Genomic DNA, 20218 nt, shown 5'->3' on the forward strand with positions numbered 1-20218 from the left:
TCTATGTCTGAAAAAATCTTAAATGTTGATTATGAAAGTGAAATGGGACAATCCTATGTAGATTATTCCATGAGCGTTATAACAGAACGTGCGCTCCCTGATGTCAGGGACGGTTTAAAGCCGGTACAGCGTCGTATCCTGTATTCATTAAACGGTCTGGCAGGTTCAGATAAGCCACATCGTAAATGTGCGAGAATCGTCGGTGATACGATGGGTAAATATCACCCACATGGAGACAGTTCAATCTATGAAGGTCTTGTAAATATGGCGCAGAACTGGAAGCTTCCGATCCCGCTTGTAGATCCGCATGGTAACTTTGGTTCGGTAGATGGCTCCGGTGCAGCGGCAATGCGATATACCGAGGCAAGAATATCCAAATATACCGAGGATGTCTGCATGAAGGATCTGTCTTTCTTTAAGGATCAGTTTATTCCAAACTTCGATGGAACAGAGACAGAGCCTACATTTCTTCCGTTTCAGGTTCCGAATATCTTAGTCAGTGGTTCGACCGGAATTGCAGTTGGTATGGCAACCAATATTCCGACACACAATCTTGGAGAAGTGATCGATGCAACCGTGATGTATCTGAATGATCCGGAAGTACCGCTTGAGGATCTGTTGGAGGTCATGAAAGGACCGGATTTCGCAACCGGCGGTATCATCAATGCATCCAATGAAGATCTGATGCAGGTCTATGAAACAGGACTTGGCAGGATCAAGGTCAGAGGTAAGGTGGAGATCCGTGATATCGGTCATGGAAGAAAAAGTATCTGTGTAACTGAGATCCCGTTTACGATGATCGGTGGAACAGCGAAGTTCTTGGATACGGTTGCAGAGCTTACCAGAAACCGTGAATTACCGGCCGTTGTAGATATCGCTGACCGTGGAGATAAGAACGGAGAATGTTTGTGTATCGATGTAAAGAAGGGTACAACAGATGAAGAAATCCGGAATATCATTAATATTTTATATAAAAAGGCAGGACTAGAGGATACCTTTGGTGTAAATATCAACTGTATTTATGACGGTAAGCCGGAGGTCATGGGACTGAAGCGGATCCTGTCGATCTATACGGATTTCAAATACGGACTATACAATACCAAATACACGAAGTTGTTAGAAAATCAGATGGAAGTACGGGAAATCAAGACCGGTCTTCTTACAGCGGTTGACTGTATCGACCTGATCATAGAGATCCTGCGTGGAAGTAAGAAGGTAGCGGACGCAAAGGCATGTCTGATGCATGGAGATACCTCCAATATTACATTCCGATTCAAAGGTTCAGAGGCAGATGCAAAGTTCTTATGCTTTACCGAGAAGCAGGCAGATGCGATCCTTGCCATGCGTTTACAGAAGCTCATCGGCCTGGAAGTAAATGCCCTTAAGAAAGAACTGGAAGATGCAGAGACGCTGATCAAGAAGTATTCAAAGCTGCTTGAAAGCAAGAGCAATATGAAGAAGCAGATGATCGCTGATATGTTAGAGATCAAGGAGAAATATGCACTTCCAAGAAAGACTGTGATCGCAGACTGTGGCGAAGTTGTCGTTAAGAAAGCACAGGCAGTCGAGACAGAGGTTGCTGTACTTCTCGATCGTTTCTATTATATCAAGGTCGTTGATGCCAATCTTTATGATAAAAACAAAGCGCAGATCGACAAAGACTACCGTTTCTCATTCAAATGTAAGAACACAGAACGTGTCGGTGTATTTGCAGATAATAACCAGATGTATATGATCAAGGTTGCTGATATCATCAAGCTTCAGGCAAAGAAGAATACCGGTAAAAAGGGAAATGGTTCCGGTCTGATCGGCAGATTGTCGGATAAGGGTATTCAGATCTTTGAATTCTGCAATATGAATGGAAATGAAAACATATTATATATGTGCTGCATCGAGCAGATCATAGATAAGAACCTGTTATTTGTGACCAAGCATGGTCAGGCAAAGCTGGTTCCGGGAAATAACTACGATGTACTTCGTAAGATGATCGCAGCATCCAAGCAGGAAGAAGATATCATCTTTATCCATGATGCCGAGATGGAAGATTTCATCGTTGTAAAGAGTATACTTGGCTACTATGCAAGAATCCAGATCAGCGAGATCCCGGTCAAAGGAAAAGGTGCAGGCTGCATCCGCTTGGTGAACATCACCGACGATGATGAGATCGAAAAAGTAGCAGTCGGCAGCACAAAGGACAGCTTCTTTGTAGACAATACAGAGATCCTGTTTACACGAATCAAAGCATGTAAACGTGGCAGTAAAGGAACAAAGCTGCGGTTGTAGGGAAGAAAGTAAAAGTAGCATATTACCATATTTGCGCTGAAATAGAATTAGGGCAAATTAAATATGAATGTACGGATAAGGCATATCAGATACGGAGGTATCTGGTGTGCCTTGTTGTGTCTGGTGAAATTTTGTTTGAAACAGAGATTGTTGTATTTTCATCAAGATGTGTAGCACAGAAATATAAGGGAAAAAGTGAAGTAGAATCAAGCTGTCTCAGTTTATTATTAAGCAATGATGAAAAAAAGTACTTGGTATTTTCTTAGATGAAATATACAATAGCTTAAAAGAAGCAGAATAAAAATATAAGTTTGTACTGTACCTAATAATTAAAAAAGGTTATAATTTAAATAAAACTTGTTTATTACTTGAGTCAGCAATAAAACAAACGGTAATACCAAAGTGCTAAAAAGGAGTCGAAAATAAGAAAAAGTTTTAAAACTAATTGAAATAGATTCAAATACTACACGTTGTAAAATAAATAAGGAGAGATGAATGTGGCAAAAATAGATTTAGCATATAGCTTAGAAATAGATGAAGTAATTGATGCAATGGAAGCAAATGAGATGTGGATTGAAGGTAGATTATTTGATAAAAAAGCGTTTGTATGTCCTGATCCTGCATGTGATGCAAAGATAACATGTAAAAATATGGATACTTATGCAGATAAAAGAAAAATGAATCCACATTTTATAATGGCTAGTAGGACAAATATGCATAGTCCTAAATGTCAAATAAATAAAGAAAATAAATTGAATGTTTATACAAAAGAAAATCATACAGTTAATGGACAGAATCCGGTTATAGGGAAGAAAGTCTGTTTTCATTTAGTGCGTCCAAAGAATCATGGAATAGTAAATAAAGTAAATGTAAATAACCATGATAAAAAAGAAAATGAATATGATAAAAAAAGAAGCAATTATAATAATAGTAATAAAGAACGAAAATCTAATTATTATTGGTTGAATTCTTTGGTTTGGTTTTTTGTAGAGTCTAACAAAAGTGATAAAACAAAGATAGATTCTGTTGAAATAGATTTTGGAAAAGGCAGAAAATATACTTACTCATTAGACAATTTATTTAAAAAAATAAGTACAGAAAAAGAAATTACTGAAAAAGACAGAAATCACTACATATATTATGCAAAAGCTAAGATTTATAAGAGACAGGATAGTAGTTACAGTATCATATTTTTAGATAAATTTTTAGACTCACAAAAACAAGTAAAATGTATTATTCACAAGGATTTAATTTCTAATTGCAGGTATGGAAAAAATAATAAACTTAGTTTACTAGATTCGGCAATCGGAAAAGAATGTTATGTATATGTACTAAGTACTAAAAACGTTAGTGAAAAATATAAAACAGTTTTTCTTAATATAGAAAACTTAGATAGTGTAGCAATTTCTGAAATGGAAGTTGGATACAATGATAATATGGATGAAGATATAGACTGATAAAAATATTTATGTAGAAGGCATAAGTTAAAGACTTTCTGAAAAAATCTGACTTTAAATGATAAGGTGGTTGAATAGACGATTTAACTGATTATTTGGAAGAAAAATCAATGTAAAAAGGTTGTACTAAATGGGAAAAAGTAGAGATTGTAAAAGAGTTACGGGATGATGAAAAAAGGGCACTTGAAAAAACAAATGCCCTAGTATATAATCTACTTAGAAAGGTAATCGGATGTAATATCCGATTTGCCCTCAGTAATATGATATTTATTAAGAAATAGCATTCACTTTGGTCGGAGGATGCTATTTCTTTTTATTATTATTATGATTGTCTATGTAAGACAGAGCCGCAAAAATTACTAGCACTAAAGTTAAAACTTCAAGCGTGTTCATAGGGCATCACCCTCCTTTGTAAACTAGAGGGCATCTAATAATCGGAACATCACATCCTGCTTTCTTTTCAATTATACAACAATAGCATAACATAAACAGAACAAATGTTCAATTAAAAAGAAAAAGTTACTATATAGAGTAATTAGACACTGTACCCTTGGTGTGATATAATGATGAAGGTCATTGCTGATAAAGGATGATTTATACCTGATTTGAAAGGAAATAAACAAATGATAGCGATTATTGATTACGATGCAGGTAACATCAAAAGCGTCGAAAAAGCCGTACAATTTCTTGGCGAAGAAGCCATAATTACAAGAGACAGGGATGTCATTATGGACAGCTCTGGAGTTATTCTTCCGGGTGTTGGAAGTTTTGGCGATGCAATGGGAAAAATCAATGAATATGGATTGAAAAATGTTATTTATGATGTCGTTGATTCGGGAAAACCATTTCTGGGTATCTGTCTTGGACTTCAGTTATTATTTAAGACAAGCGAGGAGACACCGGGAGTAACAGGATTGGGAATCGTAGATGGACAGATCCTCCGGATTCCGGATGCGCCGGGACTTAAGATTCCACAGATCGGATGGAACTCACTTGATATCAATCCGAAAGCAAGGTTATTTAAAGGACTTCCGGAACATCCATATGTATATTTCGTTCATTCGTATTATCTGAAGGCAGATCATGAGGAATATGTAGCTGCATCCACATTTTACTCAACGAATATCCATGCTTCGATCGAACATGGCAATGTATTTGCCTGCCAGTTCCATCCGGAGAAAAGTTCAACCGTTGGACTTCAGATCCTGAAGAATTTCATAGAATTGGAGGCGTAATCATGCATACAAAGAGAATTATTCCATGTCTGGATGTGAAAAACGGACGAGTTGTAAAGGGTATTAATTTTGTAAATCTGGTAGATGCCGGAGATCCGGTTCAGGTAGCTTCTGCTTACGATAAAGCAGGCGCTGATGAGCTGGTATTCTTAGATATCACAGCATCCTCCGATCAGAGAAATATCGTAGTAGATATGGTCAGACGTGTGGCAGAGACGATCTTTATTCCGTTTACTGTAGGTGGAGGAATCCGAACAGTAGATGATTTTAAGGCAATTCTTCGTGAAGGTGCAGATAAGGTATCTGTAAATTCAGCCGCAATCGATAATCCGAATCTGATCGCAGAAGCAGCCGACAAATTCGGCAGCCAGTGCGTTGTACTTGCCATTGATGCCAAGAGACGTCCGGATGGTGGGTGGAATATCTTCAAGCATGGTGGAAGAATTGACTGTGGTATCGACGCAGTCGAATGGGCCATGAAGGCAGTTGAACTTGGTGCAGGAGAAATCCTTCTTACCAGTATGGATTGTGATGGTACGAAAGCCGGATACGATATCGACCTTACCAGAACGATTGCAGAGAATGTAAATGTACCGGTTATTGCTTCCGGTGGAGCAGGAACCAAAGAACACTTCTACGATGCTCTGACAGAAGGAAAAGCAGAAGCTGCACTCGCAGCATCATTATTCCATTACAAAGAGCTTGAGATCTCAGATCTGAAGAAGTATTTAAGTGAACGTGGCATCCCTATGCGGATGATGTAGAATATCCATTGTGTGTATGCGTGTTTTGGAAGCATTTCTTGTAGATAATCTGAGAAATAGATTGTATATGTGGTTTTTATTATGAAATATTTGCCTTGTGTAGAGAATGATAATGCTTCGATAAATATAAAAACTGCATATAGGCATTCGTAAATAAAAGAAAAAACAGGCACATATATTTCTATGAAGCAGACCTTTTTTCACGTCGGTCCTTAATGAACCGCGATAAGCGGTGAATTTAGTACCGCTACGTGAAAAATAGAACGAAAGTGATCTGCGGAATAGAAGTTATATGTGTCTGTTTTTATAATTGTAAAGTAAATTTGCCTATATGCAGTTTGCCGCAATGTCCAAACAGGCGGGTTATTTCAGCTTCTTGTTGGCCGCTGCCAGCATCAGCTTAATACGGTTGATCTGGTTAACCTCGGATGCCCCAGGATCGTAGTCGACTGCCACAATGTTAGCATCCGGATAAGCCTCACGAAGATGCTTGATAACACCCTTGCCGACAATGTGGTTTGGCAGACAGGCAAATGGCTGTGCACAGACAATATTTGCGGCACCGCTGTTGATCAGCTCGATCATTTCACCTGTTAAGAACCAGCCTTCACCGGTTTGGTTACCGATGGATACAAAAGGTCTGGCATATTCTGCAAGATGCGTGATCGGTGTAGGTGGATCAAAACGTTTGCTTGCCTTTAAAGCATCAGTTGCAGGCTTTCTCATATGCTCAAGGAGCGAGATAGCTGCATTTCCGATGATTGCGCCTTTGTGTGTCTTGCCCAGATATTCATATTTATAATTACTGTTGTAGAAGCAGTACATGAAGAAATCAAGCAGATCCGGCATAACAGCTTCAGCACCTTCCGATTCCAGCAGATCAACCAGATGGTTGTTTGCAGATGGAAGGAACTTTACAAGGATCTCTCCAACGATACCAACTCTTGGCTTTTTGATGTCAAGAAGTGGGAGAGTATCGAAGTCATGTACGATTCCACTGATATTCTTTTTAAATCTTGCTGTGCTTCCTGTTTCTTCCAGTGTCTTCTTACAGATCTTTTCCCATTTCTCATGGATCGCATTTGCAGATCCCGGTTCTTTCTCGTATGGTCTTGTATGGTAAAGACAACGCATGAAGACATCACCATAGACAAGTGCCTGAATTGCCCGCTTTGCAAGCTTTAAGGTGATAGGGAAACCGGAGTTCTTCTCAAATCCCTGAGCCGATAATGCAATTACAGGGATCTGGCCGTAACCTGCTTTTGCAAGCGCACGTCTGATAAATCCGACATAGTTGGTTGCACGGCAGCCACCACCGGTCTGGCTCATGATAACTGCAAGTTTATTTACATCATATTTACCGGATGTGATGGCACTCATCAACTGACCAACGACGATCAGAGAAGGATAACAGGCATCGTTATTTACATATTTTAATCCGACATCGATCGTTTCCTTGGTTGCATCCGGCAGGATCTCGATATTGAGGCCCATAACCTTGAATGCAGATTCCAGCAGATTGAAATGGATCGGTGACATCTGTGGAGCAAGAACGGTGTAGTCCTTCATCATATCCTTGGTAAATTCGATTCGGTTGATCGCACTGCTTGATGGGCAGGTCTTGTAGTTCTGTTCCTTTCTGGAATTAACTGCACTGATCAGTGAACGGATACGGATTCTGGCAGCACCAAGGTTACTTACTTCATCAATCTTCAAAACGGTATAGATCTTTCCTGATTTTGTCAGGATATCATTTACACAGTCGGTTGTTACGGCATCCAGACCACAGCCGAAGGAGTTCAACTGAATCAGTTCCAGATTGTCACAGGTCTTAACATAGTTTGCTGCCTTATATAATCTGGAGTGGTACATCCACTGGTCAGATACGATAAGCGGACGATCTACCTGTCCCAGATGAGCAACGGAATCCTCTGTCAGAACAGCGATCTTATATGAGTTGATCAGTTCCGGAAGACCGTGGTTGATCTCAGGGTCGATATGGTATGGACGACCGGCAAGGACGATTCCAAGGATGTCGTGTTCATCGATATATCGAAGAGTTTCTTCGCCTTTTTCACGGATATCGGTCTTTACTTTTTCTGCTTCTTCATATGCAGCACGGACAGCAGATGCGATCTCATCGGTTGTAACATCGTAGTATTTTTTCATTTCACGATGCAGACGCTCGACAAGTGCCTGTTCATTATCCAGTGCGACGAACGGACGGATAAAGGTGATCTTGTCATCCTTTAATTCTTCCATGTTGTTTTTGATATTTTCGGCATAGGATGTAACGATCGGGCAGTTGTAGTGGTTATTTGCTTCCGGTGTTTCGTTCATTTCATATGGAACACAAGGATAGAAAATGGATGTGATACCATTCTTTAACAGCCACATAACATGTCCGTGTGAGATCTTAGCCGGATAACATTCGGATTCACTTGGAATCGATTCAATACCAAGACTGTAGATATCTCTGGATGACTTTGGAGAAAGTACTACCGAGAATCCGAGCTTTGTCAGGAAAGTGAACCAGAATGGATAATTTTCATACATATTCAGGACACGAGGAATGCCGATCACACCACGTTTTGCCATATCAGGTGTAAGCGGGGTATAGTCGAAGATCCTGTTTAATTTATATTCGAACAGATTTGGAATGTTATCTGCATTCTTCTTAAGACCGACACCCTTTTCACAACGATTTCCAGTAATGAAATTCTTACCGTTTGAGAAACGGTTGATCGTCAGCAGACAGTTGTTGGTACAGCCCTTACATCTGGTCATATTTGTGGTATAAGTCAGCTTGCTGATCTCATCAATCGACAGCATAGAAGTCTTAAAGCCTTCTTTATATTTATTCATGGCAATAAGGGCAGCACCGAAAGCACCCATGATACCGGAGATATCCGGTCGGATAGCGGTTCTGCCGGAGATCACCTCGAAGCTCTTTAAGACAGCATCGTTGTAGAAGGTACCACCCTGTACGACGATGTTCTTACCGAGATCCTTTGGATCCGTCAGCTTGATAACCTTTAAAAGTGCATTCTTAATAACGGAATATGCCAGACCGGCTGAGATATCAGCTACGGATGCACCTTCCTTCTGTGCCTGTTTTACTTTTGAATTCATGAATACCGTACATCTGGAACCTAAGTCGATAGGAGTCTTGGCAGTTGTAGCGATCTTTGCGAAATCAGCAATATCATAATTTAAGGATTTGGCAAATGTTTCAATGAAAGAACCACAGCCGGAGGAACATGCTTCATTTAACATGACATTATCTACGACTTTGTTCTTGATCTTGATACATTTCATATCCTGGCCACCGATATCGAGGATACAGTCAACCTCAGGATCAAAGAATGCTGCTGCTGTATAGTGGGCAATCGTTTCTACTTCGCCAAAATCAAGAGAAAGTGCCTGCTTGATCAGGGCTTCGCCGTAACCGGTAGAGCATGAACCGGCGATGACAGCACCCTCCGGCAACTTGGAATAGATATCTTTGATCGCTTTGATCGTTGTATTTAACGGACTTCCGTTGTTGCTGCTATAGAAGTCGTATAATAATTCACCATTTGAACCGACAAGAGCTACCTTGGTGGTTGTAGAACCGGCATCAACACCGATGAAGCAGTTTCCTTTATATGTAGCAAGGTCACCGCGTTTTACTTTATATTTATTGTGCTCCTCCTTGAATGTTTCATAGGCTGCTTCGTCTTCAAATAATGGAGGAAGACGGAGTACATTTTCAGCCATATGTAACTCACCGTCTAAGGAATGACTGAGTTCGCCGAGTGTTCTGGATACCTCCGGCTTGGAATTCAGGGCAGCACCTGTTGCAGCAAAAAGATGAGAATGACCCGGATCGATGATCGCATCCCCGGTCAGATTCAGAGTACGGATAAATGCATTTTTCAGTTCAGGGAGGAAATGAAGCGGGCCGCCTAAGAACGCAACATTTCCTTTGATCGGCTTACCACATGCAAGACCGGAAATTGTCTGGTTGACAACAGCCTGGAAGATAGACGCAGCCAGATTCGGCTTGGTTGCACCTTCATTGATCAGAGGCTGGATATCTGTCTTGGCAAATACACCACAGCGGGCAGCAATCGGATAGATCGTATCATAGTCCTTTGCATATTCGTTCAGACCACTGGCATCTGTCTGAAGAAGAGTAGCCATCTGGTCGATGAAGGAACCTGTACCACCGGCACAGACACCATTCATACGCTGTTCGATTCCATTTGTAAAATATATGATCTTGGCATCTTCGCCACCAAGCTCGATCGCAACATCCGTCTGTGGAGCATAGTCTTGTAATGCTTCTGAAACACAGACTACCTCCTGGGTAAAAGGTACACCGATAACCTCTGCCAGCGCAAGACCGCCGGAGCCGGTGATTGCCGGAGTAACTTCTACATCACCAAGCCTGGCTTTTGCATCATTTATAAGAGCCTGTAATGTCTCCTTTATGTTTGCGTAGTGTCTTCTGTAATCAGAAAATAAAATCTTGTGTGAATCATCAAGAACAACAACTTTTACGGTTGTTGAGCCGATGTCAATTCCTAATTTGTACATAAAAACCATCCTAATCTTTTTGCAAAATTTTCTCTTTATTGAACCGAATCTATTATAGTGGAACGTTTTACAAAAAACAATGATTTTTTCCCTTTTCTGACGAACTTAATATTTATTTTAGGATTGATTTTCCTTGATTTTTTATTATTTAATTTTTATTTTAGAAAAAGGTAGAGAAAGATTTATATTTTAATAAGAAGAAAAGGGAACATTTTTCAGATTCCGAATATAATAATAAAAAAAGCCGGATGGTATGAAATGGAAAATTATGATCATTGCAATGGAGTGATCCATGTAGTAGAAAAAGGGGATACATTATATAAGCTTTCAAAACACTACAAATGTAATCTCTGTGACATCATAACTGCAAATCCGTATGTAAATGTCTATAATATGCAGGAAGGGGAAGAAATCTGTATTCCGATAGAACAGGAAGGCTCCGGAGATGGAAAGATGCATTATACAGTGAAAAAAGGAGATACCTTTGAATCTGTATTCATGTATTTTGGTGTCGGTCCACAGGAATTATTTGAGAACAATAAGAACTTGTATCAGGTCGTTTTGCCGGAAGGATTGGAGCTGGTTGTGGATTAAGATATATAAAAGTTAGAAATTCTTCATGATTGTGCTGTTGTAAAGTTTTTCGTTCTATTATATAATTTGATAATGTCGGGATACTATCAGCCATATTCTCATTGGATGGGAATATGGCAGTTCCCTGATTTGTGGATATAACAGATGTTGGCAAATCTGTTTATATACCGAAAACAAATAGTATGAATGAAATTAAAAGGAGATCCATTCATGAAGATGATAAACAAGCTTGAAAGGAAGTTTGGTCGGTATGCGATCAAGAATCTGTCCTTGTATCTGATCCTTGGATATGTCATTGGCTATCTGCTTCTGATGTTTGCACCACAGGTTTTATCAAAACTGATTCTTGTTCCTGCATTTGTTATGCAGGGAGAAGTTTGGAGATTACTTACATGGGTAATCACTCCTCCGGAATTAAGTGTCAGTATCTTTACTATCATTATGTTGTTCTTTTATTACAGTATCGGTAATCTGTTAGAACGTTCAATCGGTACGTTTTTGTACAACCTGTATATATTTGGTGGCATGTTTCTAACAATGGCAGGAACAATGATCGCATATATACTTTGTCAGTATGTATTTCATATTCCGATGTCATGGGATTCTCATATCTATATCGTATCCAGTTATTATATCTGTCTGTCCTTATTTTTGGCAGTCGCAGCTTGTTATCCGGATATGCAGGTACTGTATGCAATGATCATTCCGGTTAAGATGAAGTGGTTATCTGTTTTGTATCTGGTGTTTATAGGATATTATTTTATGAACGCAAACCTGATGGGACGTGTAAATATCGTAATGTCACTTTTAAACTTTGTAATTTTCTATTTCAGCACAAAGGATTTCAGACGGCTTTCTCCAAAGCAGATCAAGCGAAGGAGGAATTATGCGAAGCAGGTGCGTGTCAACAATTCAGAGAATGTGACACATAAATGTTATGTATGCGGCATCACAGATAAGGAAGCACCTGACATGCAGTTTCGTTATTGCTCCAGATGTACAGGCAACAAGGAATATTGCCAGGATCATTTGTTCACGCACGAGCATAAATAAGAGATGGATTTAATTAATGATGAGAGGATAATAGATAGTTATGTATAATGAAGATAAAAAACTGATCACAGAGATAACCCGTAAGAACAATATGGATGAGAATCTTGCAAAATTTGCAGATGCAGTCATGACAGCAGATTTCGAATATGCCTGTCAGAAATTTGCATTAAACTATGTCGTGATCCGTGAACTGATGGCAGACAAAGATTTTGCAGAGGATCCATATATTTATGAATGTGTTATGGGAATCAATAAGCTGGTCGGAACTTATCTGGCAGGAGATGCGGATCAATTGGATGACAAGGATCTGGCGCTTATCTCCGAAATGAGAAATAAGATCACGGAGAAGATGAAGGTACTTACTGCATATACTGATGCGTTTGAGTTGTACGAATATATCTTGAACCGAAAAGAATATGGATTCGAGGAAAATGTGGACGAAGAACTTGAGAAGATGTTTGAGGAATTTGATGCAGAGCAGTTCAGTGCGGAGGTCTTTAACTTCATCTTTGCAGATAAGGATAAGGTAGCGGTAAATGCGAAGATCCAGCAGATCGTAGGCCAGCTTCCGCTTCGTATGACAAAGGCAAGATTTTACGATATTATCGGACAGACTTTATCAATTTATAATGGTTGTGAGATCAGTTCATTGGATGATTTTATAGAGACAGTAGAAGAAACTGCCTTATTACAGCTTCCGGAGAAATTCGAGACAGAATATTCTTCTCTGCATGAAGCATATGAGATTATTAAAGAGGGAGATTATGCACATCTTGATTTTGACGGATACAGGAATCTGTCAACGGTTCTGGATAAAAGTGCAGGCTTTATCAATGATGTCGTATCCGATTATATGATGCTGATCGAGCTGGTAAATGATCTGTACAGCATGATGCTTGCGGCTGAATGCAAGTCAGGAGTATCGGAATCCTGTATGCGTGCATTATCTATTATCAGACGCATCTATGAATCCATGGAGAACGAAGATGAATTTCCGACGGATGCATATGATATGCTGGTTGCAAATGAAGGCGCGCAGGAGGAAGCGGGAGAACACCGGATGGTGCTTGAAGCTCCGATCTATGATATCGTATCTTCCAATCAGCCGGATATTATCCGCCTTGGTCTGGAGGATGCTTATCATCGTATTGATACACTGGAAAAACTGTTATCCGGCAGTATGTTTGTAGATATCGATCATGTGAAGATTGAGACAGGCGCACTTGCGGATTCTGAATATATTATTTCGAAAAAGGATAAACTCATAGAAGAATTCGGAGAGGTATTTACCGGAAACTCACAGGTAGTTAATCGTGCGGTCATGGCGAAGATACTTTCTACAATTCCTGTGTTCTTTAATACACAGCAGGAGATCAAAGATTATATTGATAATGCACTGGTGCGCTGTTCAAATCGCAGCGAGGTTCTTGCATGTTATGTGATCATTCAGGGAATTATGGAAGATTAGAGAGAGGTCGGACAGAGCAGGGGAGTGAAAAAATGACAATAGTAAAGCGGCTTTATACCGGAGTTATGCCGGATAAGACGGCATCCCGACTGATAAAAAGAATAAAAAAGCGGAAGCCCTGTGCGGATGTTTATGTCATAACACTTCCATTGTTTGAGGACGGGCTGTTAGAGGTTTATGAGGCAAATGAATTCCTGCAGCCGTACTATAAGAAACGAACGGATGATATCGTTATCGTTGGAATGTCGATGACAAAGGCCGGAGCGTTTTTTCTTATACGGGATATTATCCGGGATGTATACGGTACGACCGGAAAGTTTGATTGTAAGGACTATTTTCTATATGACATGACAGTGTGCTGATATAAGGGGAGCATATGTTACATATTTTCTTATTGATATTAAAGATTCTGTTGATTACAGTATTGATCCTGGTAGGGCTTGTACTTGTACTGTTGCTTTTATTATTATTCGTTCCTGTCCGGTATCGGTTTTATGCAGAAAAACATGACAATTTTATATGCAAATTAAAAGCTTCGTGGTTGGGTTTCGTATTCTGCTTCAAAGCAAATTATGATGAAAACGGCTTTGTATATTGGCTGCGGTCATTCGGCGGAACGCTGGTATCCAATGAAGATGGATTTTCGGAAGAAAGTCAGGAAGAAACAGATACGGAGACAGAAGCCGCAGAAAGTGAAAAAGAAACTCGTATGCGGGAAAAAGCAGAAGCCAGAGAAGCAAAAAAACTGAAAAAGCAGGAAAAGGCAGAGGCTCGAAAAGTAAAGAAACAGGAAAAACGTGAACAGGCGGAATCCGGAAAAGCGAAAAAAACTGAAAAACAGGAAGCAGAAGATGCTGAATCCGATCAGCAGGATGGTTTGTCAGATCAGATGATACAGGATGCAGATCCCGACAGAGAAGATAGAGATGCTAACCGGGAATTTGCAGAAGATCATTCGGAATTTCAAAAAAGTCCGGAGACGATATTTACCCATATCGGTAAGAAGTTCGACCGATTTGTTATTGCGGTAAAGGATAAGATCGAAGCAGTTGTAAGAAAACTGCGTCATATGAAAGATAAGGCGGAGCAGTATAAGAAATTCGTCCGGGCGGGTACAACGAAGCAGGCATTTCAGGTGTTAAAGCGAAACGTGATCCTGTTATTAAAGCATCTGAATCCGACAAAGATCAAAGGGCAGGTAACATATGGTTCAGGAGATCCGGCATCTACCGGAAAACAGCTTGGATATCTGAGTTTGATTTTACCGTTATATTATAATAAAATAGATATAACTCCGGATTTTTCCAAGAAGATATTGGAAGGGGATATTTTCATAAAAGGAAGAATCAGGGTTTATAATATATTATATTATTGCTGCAAGGTATACTTTAATAAATACGTGAAAAGATCTATGGCATATTTAAAAAAGATTTCGGGAGGAAATAAGTAATGGCAAATACAAATATTGACGGAACGATCAGCACTTTGTTTCATGGAATGGATGGATTTGTTTCATCCAAATCTGTAGTGGGAGATCCTATCAAGGTAGGAGATACGATCATTATTCCACTTCTTGATGTGAATTTCGGTATGGCGGCCGGTGCGTTCAATAAACAGACCGGCAATAATGCGGCCGGTGGTATCGGAGCAAAGCTCAGTCCGGCTGCGGTTCTGGTTATCTCAAATGGTAAGACAAGACTTGTTAATATTAAGAATCAGGATGCCATCAGCAAGATCATTGATATGGCACCTGAGATCGTTGACCGGATCACCAGCTTCTTTAAGAAGGAAAAGACAGAGGAAGAAGAGCAGATCGAACAGGCGGTAGAAGAAGCATCGAAACCGGCAGAGGAATAAAACAGACATAAAAGAAAAAGGCTTTGCATATCTTATAGTGGTATGTGAAGTCTTTTTTTGGCGGTGATGTTGTTTGAAGCGTGTAGTTGGATTTGCTCTCTTTTTCGTTGCGATCGGAATGATATTCAGCTATCTGGTAGAAGGGTTTCTGGAATTTTTGATTATTGTAATCTTTTTTTTAATGGCATATATATTATTTTGCAGATGCTAAAAGCCAATGACCTGATCGGGTTACGGCAGGAGAGATTTTGAGAATTTATGATAGAAGTTTGGCCGGCAGTCTGAAAAAAGAAAACAAAAAAGACTGCCATTGTTTTATGGCAGTCTTTTTTAGAAAGAATACGAGGTGAACTATGCACGCTCAACCTTTCCAGATTTTAAACATGAAGTACAAACATAAATCTTCTTTGGAGAACCATCTACGATAGCCTTAACAGACTTAACATTTGATTTCCACATCTTATTTGCTCTTCTATGTGAATGGCTCACTTTGATACCGAAATGAGCACCTTTATTACAAACTGAACATTTTGCCATGATAGCACCTCCTTATTTTTATTAAACTTATCCTCTCATAAGTTCACAACAAATGTTACTATATCAGATAATTTTGTTATATGCAAGCATATTTTTAATTTTTTTAAAAAGAATAGACAATAAACGGTTGTCTTGAAATTTGCATATTCTCTGTTATAATAGAACTATATGTTTATAATTATGGTGAGACAGGTTTGCCTATTTTTAAATTTACTTTTCAGAATGACAAGGAGATGGGATCCCTGCACATCATATAACAGGACAAAAGCATGGGAGGTTTTCTATGAACGAATATATAAATAATGATAATGGAACCGTCAGTCTGGATGAGAATGTGGTTGCACAGGTAGCAGGTATGACAGCACTCGATTGCTTTGGCATTGTTGGTATGGGTATTGTCAGTGTAAAAGACGGAATCGTAAAACAGTTAAAAGGAAACAATATCACGCAGGGAATTCATGTTACGTTTGATGAGAATGGAGATATTGTGGTAGAGCTTCATATCGTTGTGGCATATGGTGTCAGCATCAAGGCTGTAACAGATAATCTGATGCAGTCTGTAAAATATAAAGTAGAAGATTTTACATCTCTTAAAGTCAGTCAGGTAAATGTATTTGTTGAAGATGTAAAGATTCTGGATTAGACGGAGGAACTGTAGAAGTGAAAAATACGATTGATGCACTTGCACTGAAGAAAGCATTTATAGCCGGTGCGAATAACCTTGATAATAAAAAAGATTATATTAATGAGCTGAATGTGTTCCCTGTACCGGATGGAGATACCGGTACAAATATGACAATGACGATCATGTCAGCAAAAAGGGAAGTTGAATCCTGTAAGGAGACAATGAGTGATATCGCAAAGGCAATGTCAACCGGTTCCCTTCGTGGAGCCAGAGGTAATTCAGGTGTAATCCTTTCTCAGCTTCTTCGTGGTTTCAGCAAGAAGATCGGGGATAAAACAGAGATCGGAGTAATCGAGATTGCTGATGCATTCCAGAAGGCGGTTGAGACAGCTTATAAGGCTGTTATGAAGCCAAAGGAAGGAACGATCCTTACAGTTGCCAGAGGTATTGCTACTAAGGCCAGAGAATGTGCAGGTACAGATATTACATTGGAGGAATTCTGCGAAACCATCATTAAGCATGGAGATGAAGTGCTTGCTTCCACACCGGAGTTGCTTCCGGTATTAAAAGAAGCCGGTGTTGTGGATTCCGGCGGACAGGGCCTGATGGAAGTATTAAAAGGTGCAGTTGACTGTATTCTCGGACGTGTCGTAATTGCAGATACAAAGCCTTCCGGAGCAGGAGTATCAGGTGTTGACAATCCAAAGTATTCTGAAGATCTGTCAGCCGATATCAAGTTCGGATATTGTACAGAATTTATTATTAATCTGGAAAAACCATACGGCATAAAAGAAGAAGACGATCTGAAACAGTTCTTAGAGTCGATCGGTGATTCCATTGTCTGCGTATCAGATGATGAGATCGTTAAGATCCATGTTCACACAAACCATCCGGGTCAGGCATTTGAAAAAGGTCTTACCCTTGGTTATCTGTCAAATATGAAGGTCGATAATATGAGACTGGAGCATCATGAGAAGGTCATTAAGCAGGCAGAACGGGAAGAAGCAGCCAGACAGGAAGCAGCCAGACAGGCAGAGAAAGAAAAACAGCAGCCAAAGAAACAATATGGTTTCATCGCAGTATCCATGGGTGATGGATTAAAGGAGTTCTTTACGGAGCTTGGAGTTGATTATGTGATCGAAGGTGGTCAGACGATGAATCCAAGCACTGAGGATATGCTGAATGCGATCGAGAAGGTTCATGCCGAGAATATATTTATATTCCCAAATAATAAAAATGTTGTTCTTGCAGCCAATCAGGCAGCCGGCTTATGTGAAGATAAGAATATCATCGTCCTTGCAACGGCAAATGCGCCACAGGGTATCAGTGCAATGATAGCGTTTGACAGTACGATGACATTAGAGGATAACAAAAACAATATGTTAGAAGCTGTATCAAATGTAAAGAGCGGACAGGTAACATATGCAGTCAGAGATACCTCCATCGATGGAAAGGCCATCCATGAGGGTGATATCATGGGTATCGGTGATAAGGGACTGGTATCCGTTGGTAATGACATTTCGGATGTTACATTTGATCTGATCAAAGATGCAGTAGATGAAGACAGCGAACTGATCAGTATTTATTACGGAGCAGATGTAAAGAAGGAGGATGCAGAGGCATTTGCGGCAAGAGTGGAAGAAAGCTTCCCGGACTGCGATGTACAGAACTACTATGGTGGTCAGCCAATCTATTATTACATTGTTTCTGTAGAATAAAGGGAGAAAAACTACATGGAATTAAAGGATAAGGTAACTTGCATTAAAGGGATAGGAGAAAAAACAGCCGGTAATCTGGCAAAGCTTGGTATCTCTACAGTGAGTGACCTTATCCATTATTATCCAAGAACTTATATTACATATATGGATCCTGTTGACATTCAGGATATACAGGCAGATGAGCGTCAGGCAGTAAGTGTGATGCTCAACAGTCGGGTGGAAGTGAAGAAGCTTCGCGGATTCTCGATTGCGACTGCCTATGCCAAAGATTATACCGGGACAATTAAACTGACATGGTTTAATTGTCCTTTTCTGCGTAATTATTTTCATATTGGAGATCGTTATATCTTTGTCGGAGAAGTGAAATATAAGAATGGCATGTATACGATGAGCCAGCCGGAGTACTATACAGTGCCCAAATATCAGGAAATTTTAAAAGAATGGCAGCCGGTATATGGTTGTACGGCGGGTATTACAAGCAAGACGATCCAGAAAGCGGTAAAGGGAACGCTTCCTCTGATTCAGACGCTTTCAGATTATATACCAGAGGACATTCGGGATGAATATGATCTGATGCGGGCAAATGAAGCTGTAACCCATATCCATTTCCCGGATACGGAGGATCACTTAAGAGCTGCGATCAAGCGGGTTGCTTTTGATGAATTTTATGAATTTATAGAGAATATGCATAGTCTGAAAGAACATGATACGGTGAAATACAATCAGGCGAAGATACCATTTACGGAGCAGGTGACAGGGTTTATCGAGAGTCTTCCGTATCGTCTGACAGGGGCACAGATGGATGCGGTTCGGGATATCATGGCAGATATGGATTCAGAGCATGTGATGAACCGTCTTGTGCAGGGGGATGTTGGTTCCGGTAAAACGATCGTTGCCGCGATCGCATTATTTGCCTGTGCGACGCAGGGCTATCAAGGTGTGATCATGGCACCGACCGAGGTACTTGCAAATCAGCACTTTAAAGAACTGACCGGCTTATTTGAGCCATATGGAATCCATGTTGCGCTGTTGACCGGTTCGATGACGGCAAAGGAGAAACGGGAAGCGTATCAGGAGATTGCAGAGCATCGTGCGGATGTGATCGTCGGAACGCATGCGTTGATACAGGACAAGGTGGAATATGATAATCTGGCGCTTGTTGTAACGGATGAGCAGCATCGGTTTGGCGTAAGACAGAGAGAGAAATTATCGTTAAAAGGGGGAACGCCACATGTTCTTGTTATGAGTGCGACACCGATTCCGAGAACCCTTGCGATCATTATGTACGGAGATCTTGATATTTCGGTAATTAATGAACTGCCAGCAGGACGGATTCCGATCAAAAACTGTGTAGTGGATGAGAGCTACCGCCCGAAAGCACAGGCGTTTATCCGGGCAGAGGTTAAGAAAGGACATCAGGTCTATGTGGTATGCCCGATGGTGGAGGAAAGCGAAGCCTTAGATGATGTGGCAAATGTAGTTGAGTATTCGGAAGAACTGTCACAGAAGCTTGACAGCAGCATACATGTGGCCTATCTGCATGGCAAGATGACAGGGGATGAGAAGAACCGGATCCTGACGGATTTTTATGAAAAAAAGGTTGATGTACTGGTATCTACAACGGTTATCGAGGTAGGGATCAATAATCCGAATGCCACGGTTATGATGGTAGAAAATGCAGAACGGTTTGGACTGGCAGCCCTGCATCAGCTCCGTGGGCGTGTGGGACGTGGAAATCTGCAGTCTTATTGTATCTTTATCAGCGGAAAGAAAAATAAAGAAGTGATGGAACGGTTAAATGTTCTTGCAGATTCAAACGATGGCTTTTATATTGCGGGAGAAGATCTGAAACGAAGAGGACCGGGAGATTTCTTTGGCATCAGACAGAGCGGAGATGTGCTGTTTAAGATGGGAGATATCTATAAACATGCCGACATGTTAAAGGCAGCATCGGATGTCTATGAGAAATATGGTAGTCGTATACGGACGGAATTTGACCGAAGTGTCGCAGCAAGAAATGAGATGTATGGAAAACCGATATTATAA

15 protein-coding genes are annotated in these 20218 nt (G+C 40.3%); 13 read left to right on the plus strand and 2 right to left on the minus strand.

What is annotated here, in order from left to right:
- Window positions 1–3: 3 nt before the first annotated feature.
- The 4 genes from DWY07_RS07370 (at window position 4) to hisF (ending at window position 5739) form a co-directional block, all read left to right on the plus strand.
- Window positions 4–2283 (plus strand): DNA topoisomerase (ATP-hydrolyzing) subunit A, encoded by a 2280-nt coding sequence (locus DWY07_RS07370; RefSeq protein WP_117822596.1) that lies wholly within the window; start codon window positions 4–6, stop codon window positions 2281–2283.
- A 497-nt stretch (window positions 2284–2780) separates the two neighbouring features.
- Complete coding sequence (locus DWY07_RS07375) at window positions 2781–3740, plus strand: hypothetical protein (RefSeq protein WP_117822597.1); 960 nt, start codon at window positions 2781–2783, stop codon at window positions 3738–3740.
- Between the two features lie 623 nt (window positions 3741–4363).
- Window positions 4364–4975 (plus strand): imidazole glycerol phosphate synthase subunit HisH, encoded by a 612-nt coding sequence (gene hisH, locus DWY07_RS07380; protein WP_117822598.1) that lies wholly within the window; start codon window positions 4364–4366, stop codon window positions 4973–4975.
- A 2-nt stretch (window positions 4976–4977) separates the two neighbouring features.
- Window positions 4978–5739 carry an imidazole glycerol phosphate synthase subunit HisF gene (gene hisF / locus DWY07_RS07385; RefSeq protein ID WP_117822599.1) on the plus strand — a complete coding sequence of 254 codons (762 nt, stop codon included), beginning with the start codon at window positions 4978–4980 and terminating at the stop codon, window positions 5737–5739.
- A 363-nt stretch (window positions 5740–6102) separates the two neighbouring features.
- On the opposite strand, the gene DWY07_RS07390 is transcribed toward hisF, so the two are convergent.
- The gene (locus DWY07_RS07390; RefSeq protein WP_347465325.1) at window positions 6103–10329 is read right to left on the minus strand and encodes an acyl-CoA dehydratase activase-related protein; all 4227 of its coding nucleotides are present in this window, start codon (window positions 10327–10329) and stop codon (window positions 6103–6105) included.
- Between the two features lie 249 nt (window positions 10330–10578).
- Here DWY07_RS07390 and DWY07_RS07395 point away from each other — a divergent pair, with 249 nt between their 5' ends.
- From DWY07_RS07395 to DWY07_RS07420, 6 genes are all read left to right on the plus strand, one after another.
- The gene (locus tag DWY07_RS07395) at window positions 10579–10914 is read left to right on the plus strand and encodes a LysM domain-containing protein (RefSeq protein ID WP_008400969.1); all 336 of its coding nucleotides are present in this window, start codon (window positions 10579–10581) and stop codon (window positions 10912–10914) included.
- Window positions 10915–11124: 210 nt separating this feature from the next.
- Entirely contained in the window at window positions 11125–11967 is an 843-nt protein-coding gene (locus DWY07_RS07400; RefSeq protein WP_226801013.1) for a hypothetical protein, read from the plus strand.
- Window positions 11968–12007: 40 nt separating this feature from the next.
- Entirely contained in the window at window positions 12008–13435 is a 1428-nt protein-coding gene (locus DWY07_RS07405; RefSeq protein ID WP_117784792.1) for a hypothetical protein, read from the plus strand.
- Between the two features lie 32 nt (window positions 13436–13467).
- A complete protein-coding gene (locus tag DWY07_RS07410; RefSeq protein WP_117807505.1) occupies window positions 13468–13797 on the plus strand; it encodes a hypothetical protein in 330 nt (109 codons plus the stop codon).
- A 14-nt stretch (window positions 13798–13811) separates the two neighbouring features.
- Entirely contained in the window at window positions 13812–14885 is a 1074-nt protein-coding gene (locus tag DWY07_RS07415; RefSeq protein WP_242997326.1) for a DUF2953 domain-containing protein, read from the plus strand.
- Entirely contained in the window at window positions 14885–15292 is a 408-nt protein-coding gene (locus DWY07_RS07420; RefSeq protein ID WP_021943960.1) for a spore germination protein GerW family protein, read from the plus strand. The genes DWY07_RS07415 and DWY07_RS07420 overlap by 1 nt, the downstream gene beginning before the upstream one ends.
- A 351-nt stretch (window positions 15293–15643) precedes the next feature.
- Here DWY07_RS07420 and rpmB read toward each other — a convergent pair whose 3' ends face one another.
- Window positions 15644–15829 carry a 50S ribosomal protein L28 gene (gene rpmB, locus DWY07_RS07425; RefSeq protein ID WP_008400961.1) on the minus strand — a complete coding sequence of 62 codons (186 nt, stop codon included), beginning with the start codon at window positions 15827–15829 and terminating at the stop codon, window positions 15644–15646.
- Between the two features lie 283 nt (window positions 15830–16112).
- Between rpmB and DWY07_RS07430 the strand changes: the two genes are divergently transcribed.
- The 3 genes from DWY07_RS07430 to recG are packed head-to-tail and all read left to right on the plus strand — an operon-like array spanning window position 16113 to window position 20218.
- On the plus strand, window positions 16113–16472 hold the full coding sequence (locus tag DWY07_RS07430; protein ID WP_008400960.1) for an Asp23/Gls24 family envelope stress response protein: 360 nt from the start codon (window positions 16113–16115) through the stop codon (window positions 16470–16472).
- A gap of 17 nt (window positions 16473–16489) precedes the next feature.
- Entirely contained in the window at window positions 16490–18172 is a 1683-nt protein-coding gene (locus DWY07_RS07435) for a DAK2 domain-containing protein (protein ID WP_117822601.1), read from the plus strand.
- A gap of 15 nt (window positions 18173–18187) precedes the next feature.
- Window positions 18188–20218, plus strand: coding sequence for an ATP-dependent DNA helicase RecG (gene recG / locus DWY07_RS07440; protein WP_117807507.1), 2031 nt, complete (start codon window positions 18188–18190; stop codon window positions 20216–20218).

Origin of the sequence: Clostridium sp. AF23-6LB (assembly GCF_003461085.1) — a bacterium.
GTDB classification, from domain to species: Bacteria; Bacillota; Clostridia; order Lachnospirales; family Lachnospiraceae; genus Coprococcus; species Coprococcus ammoniilyticus.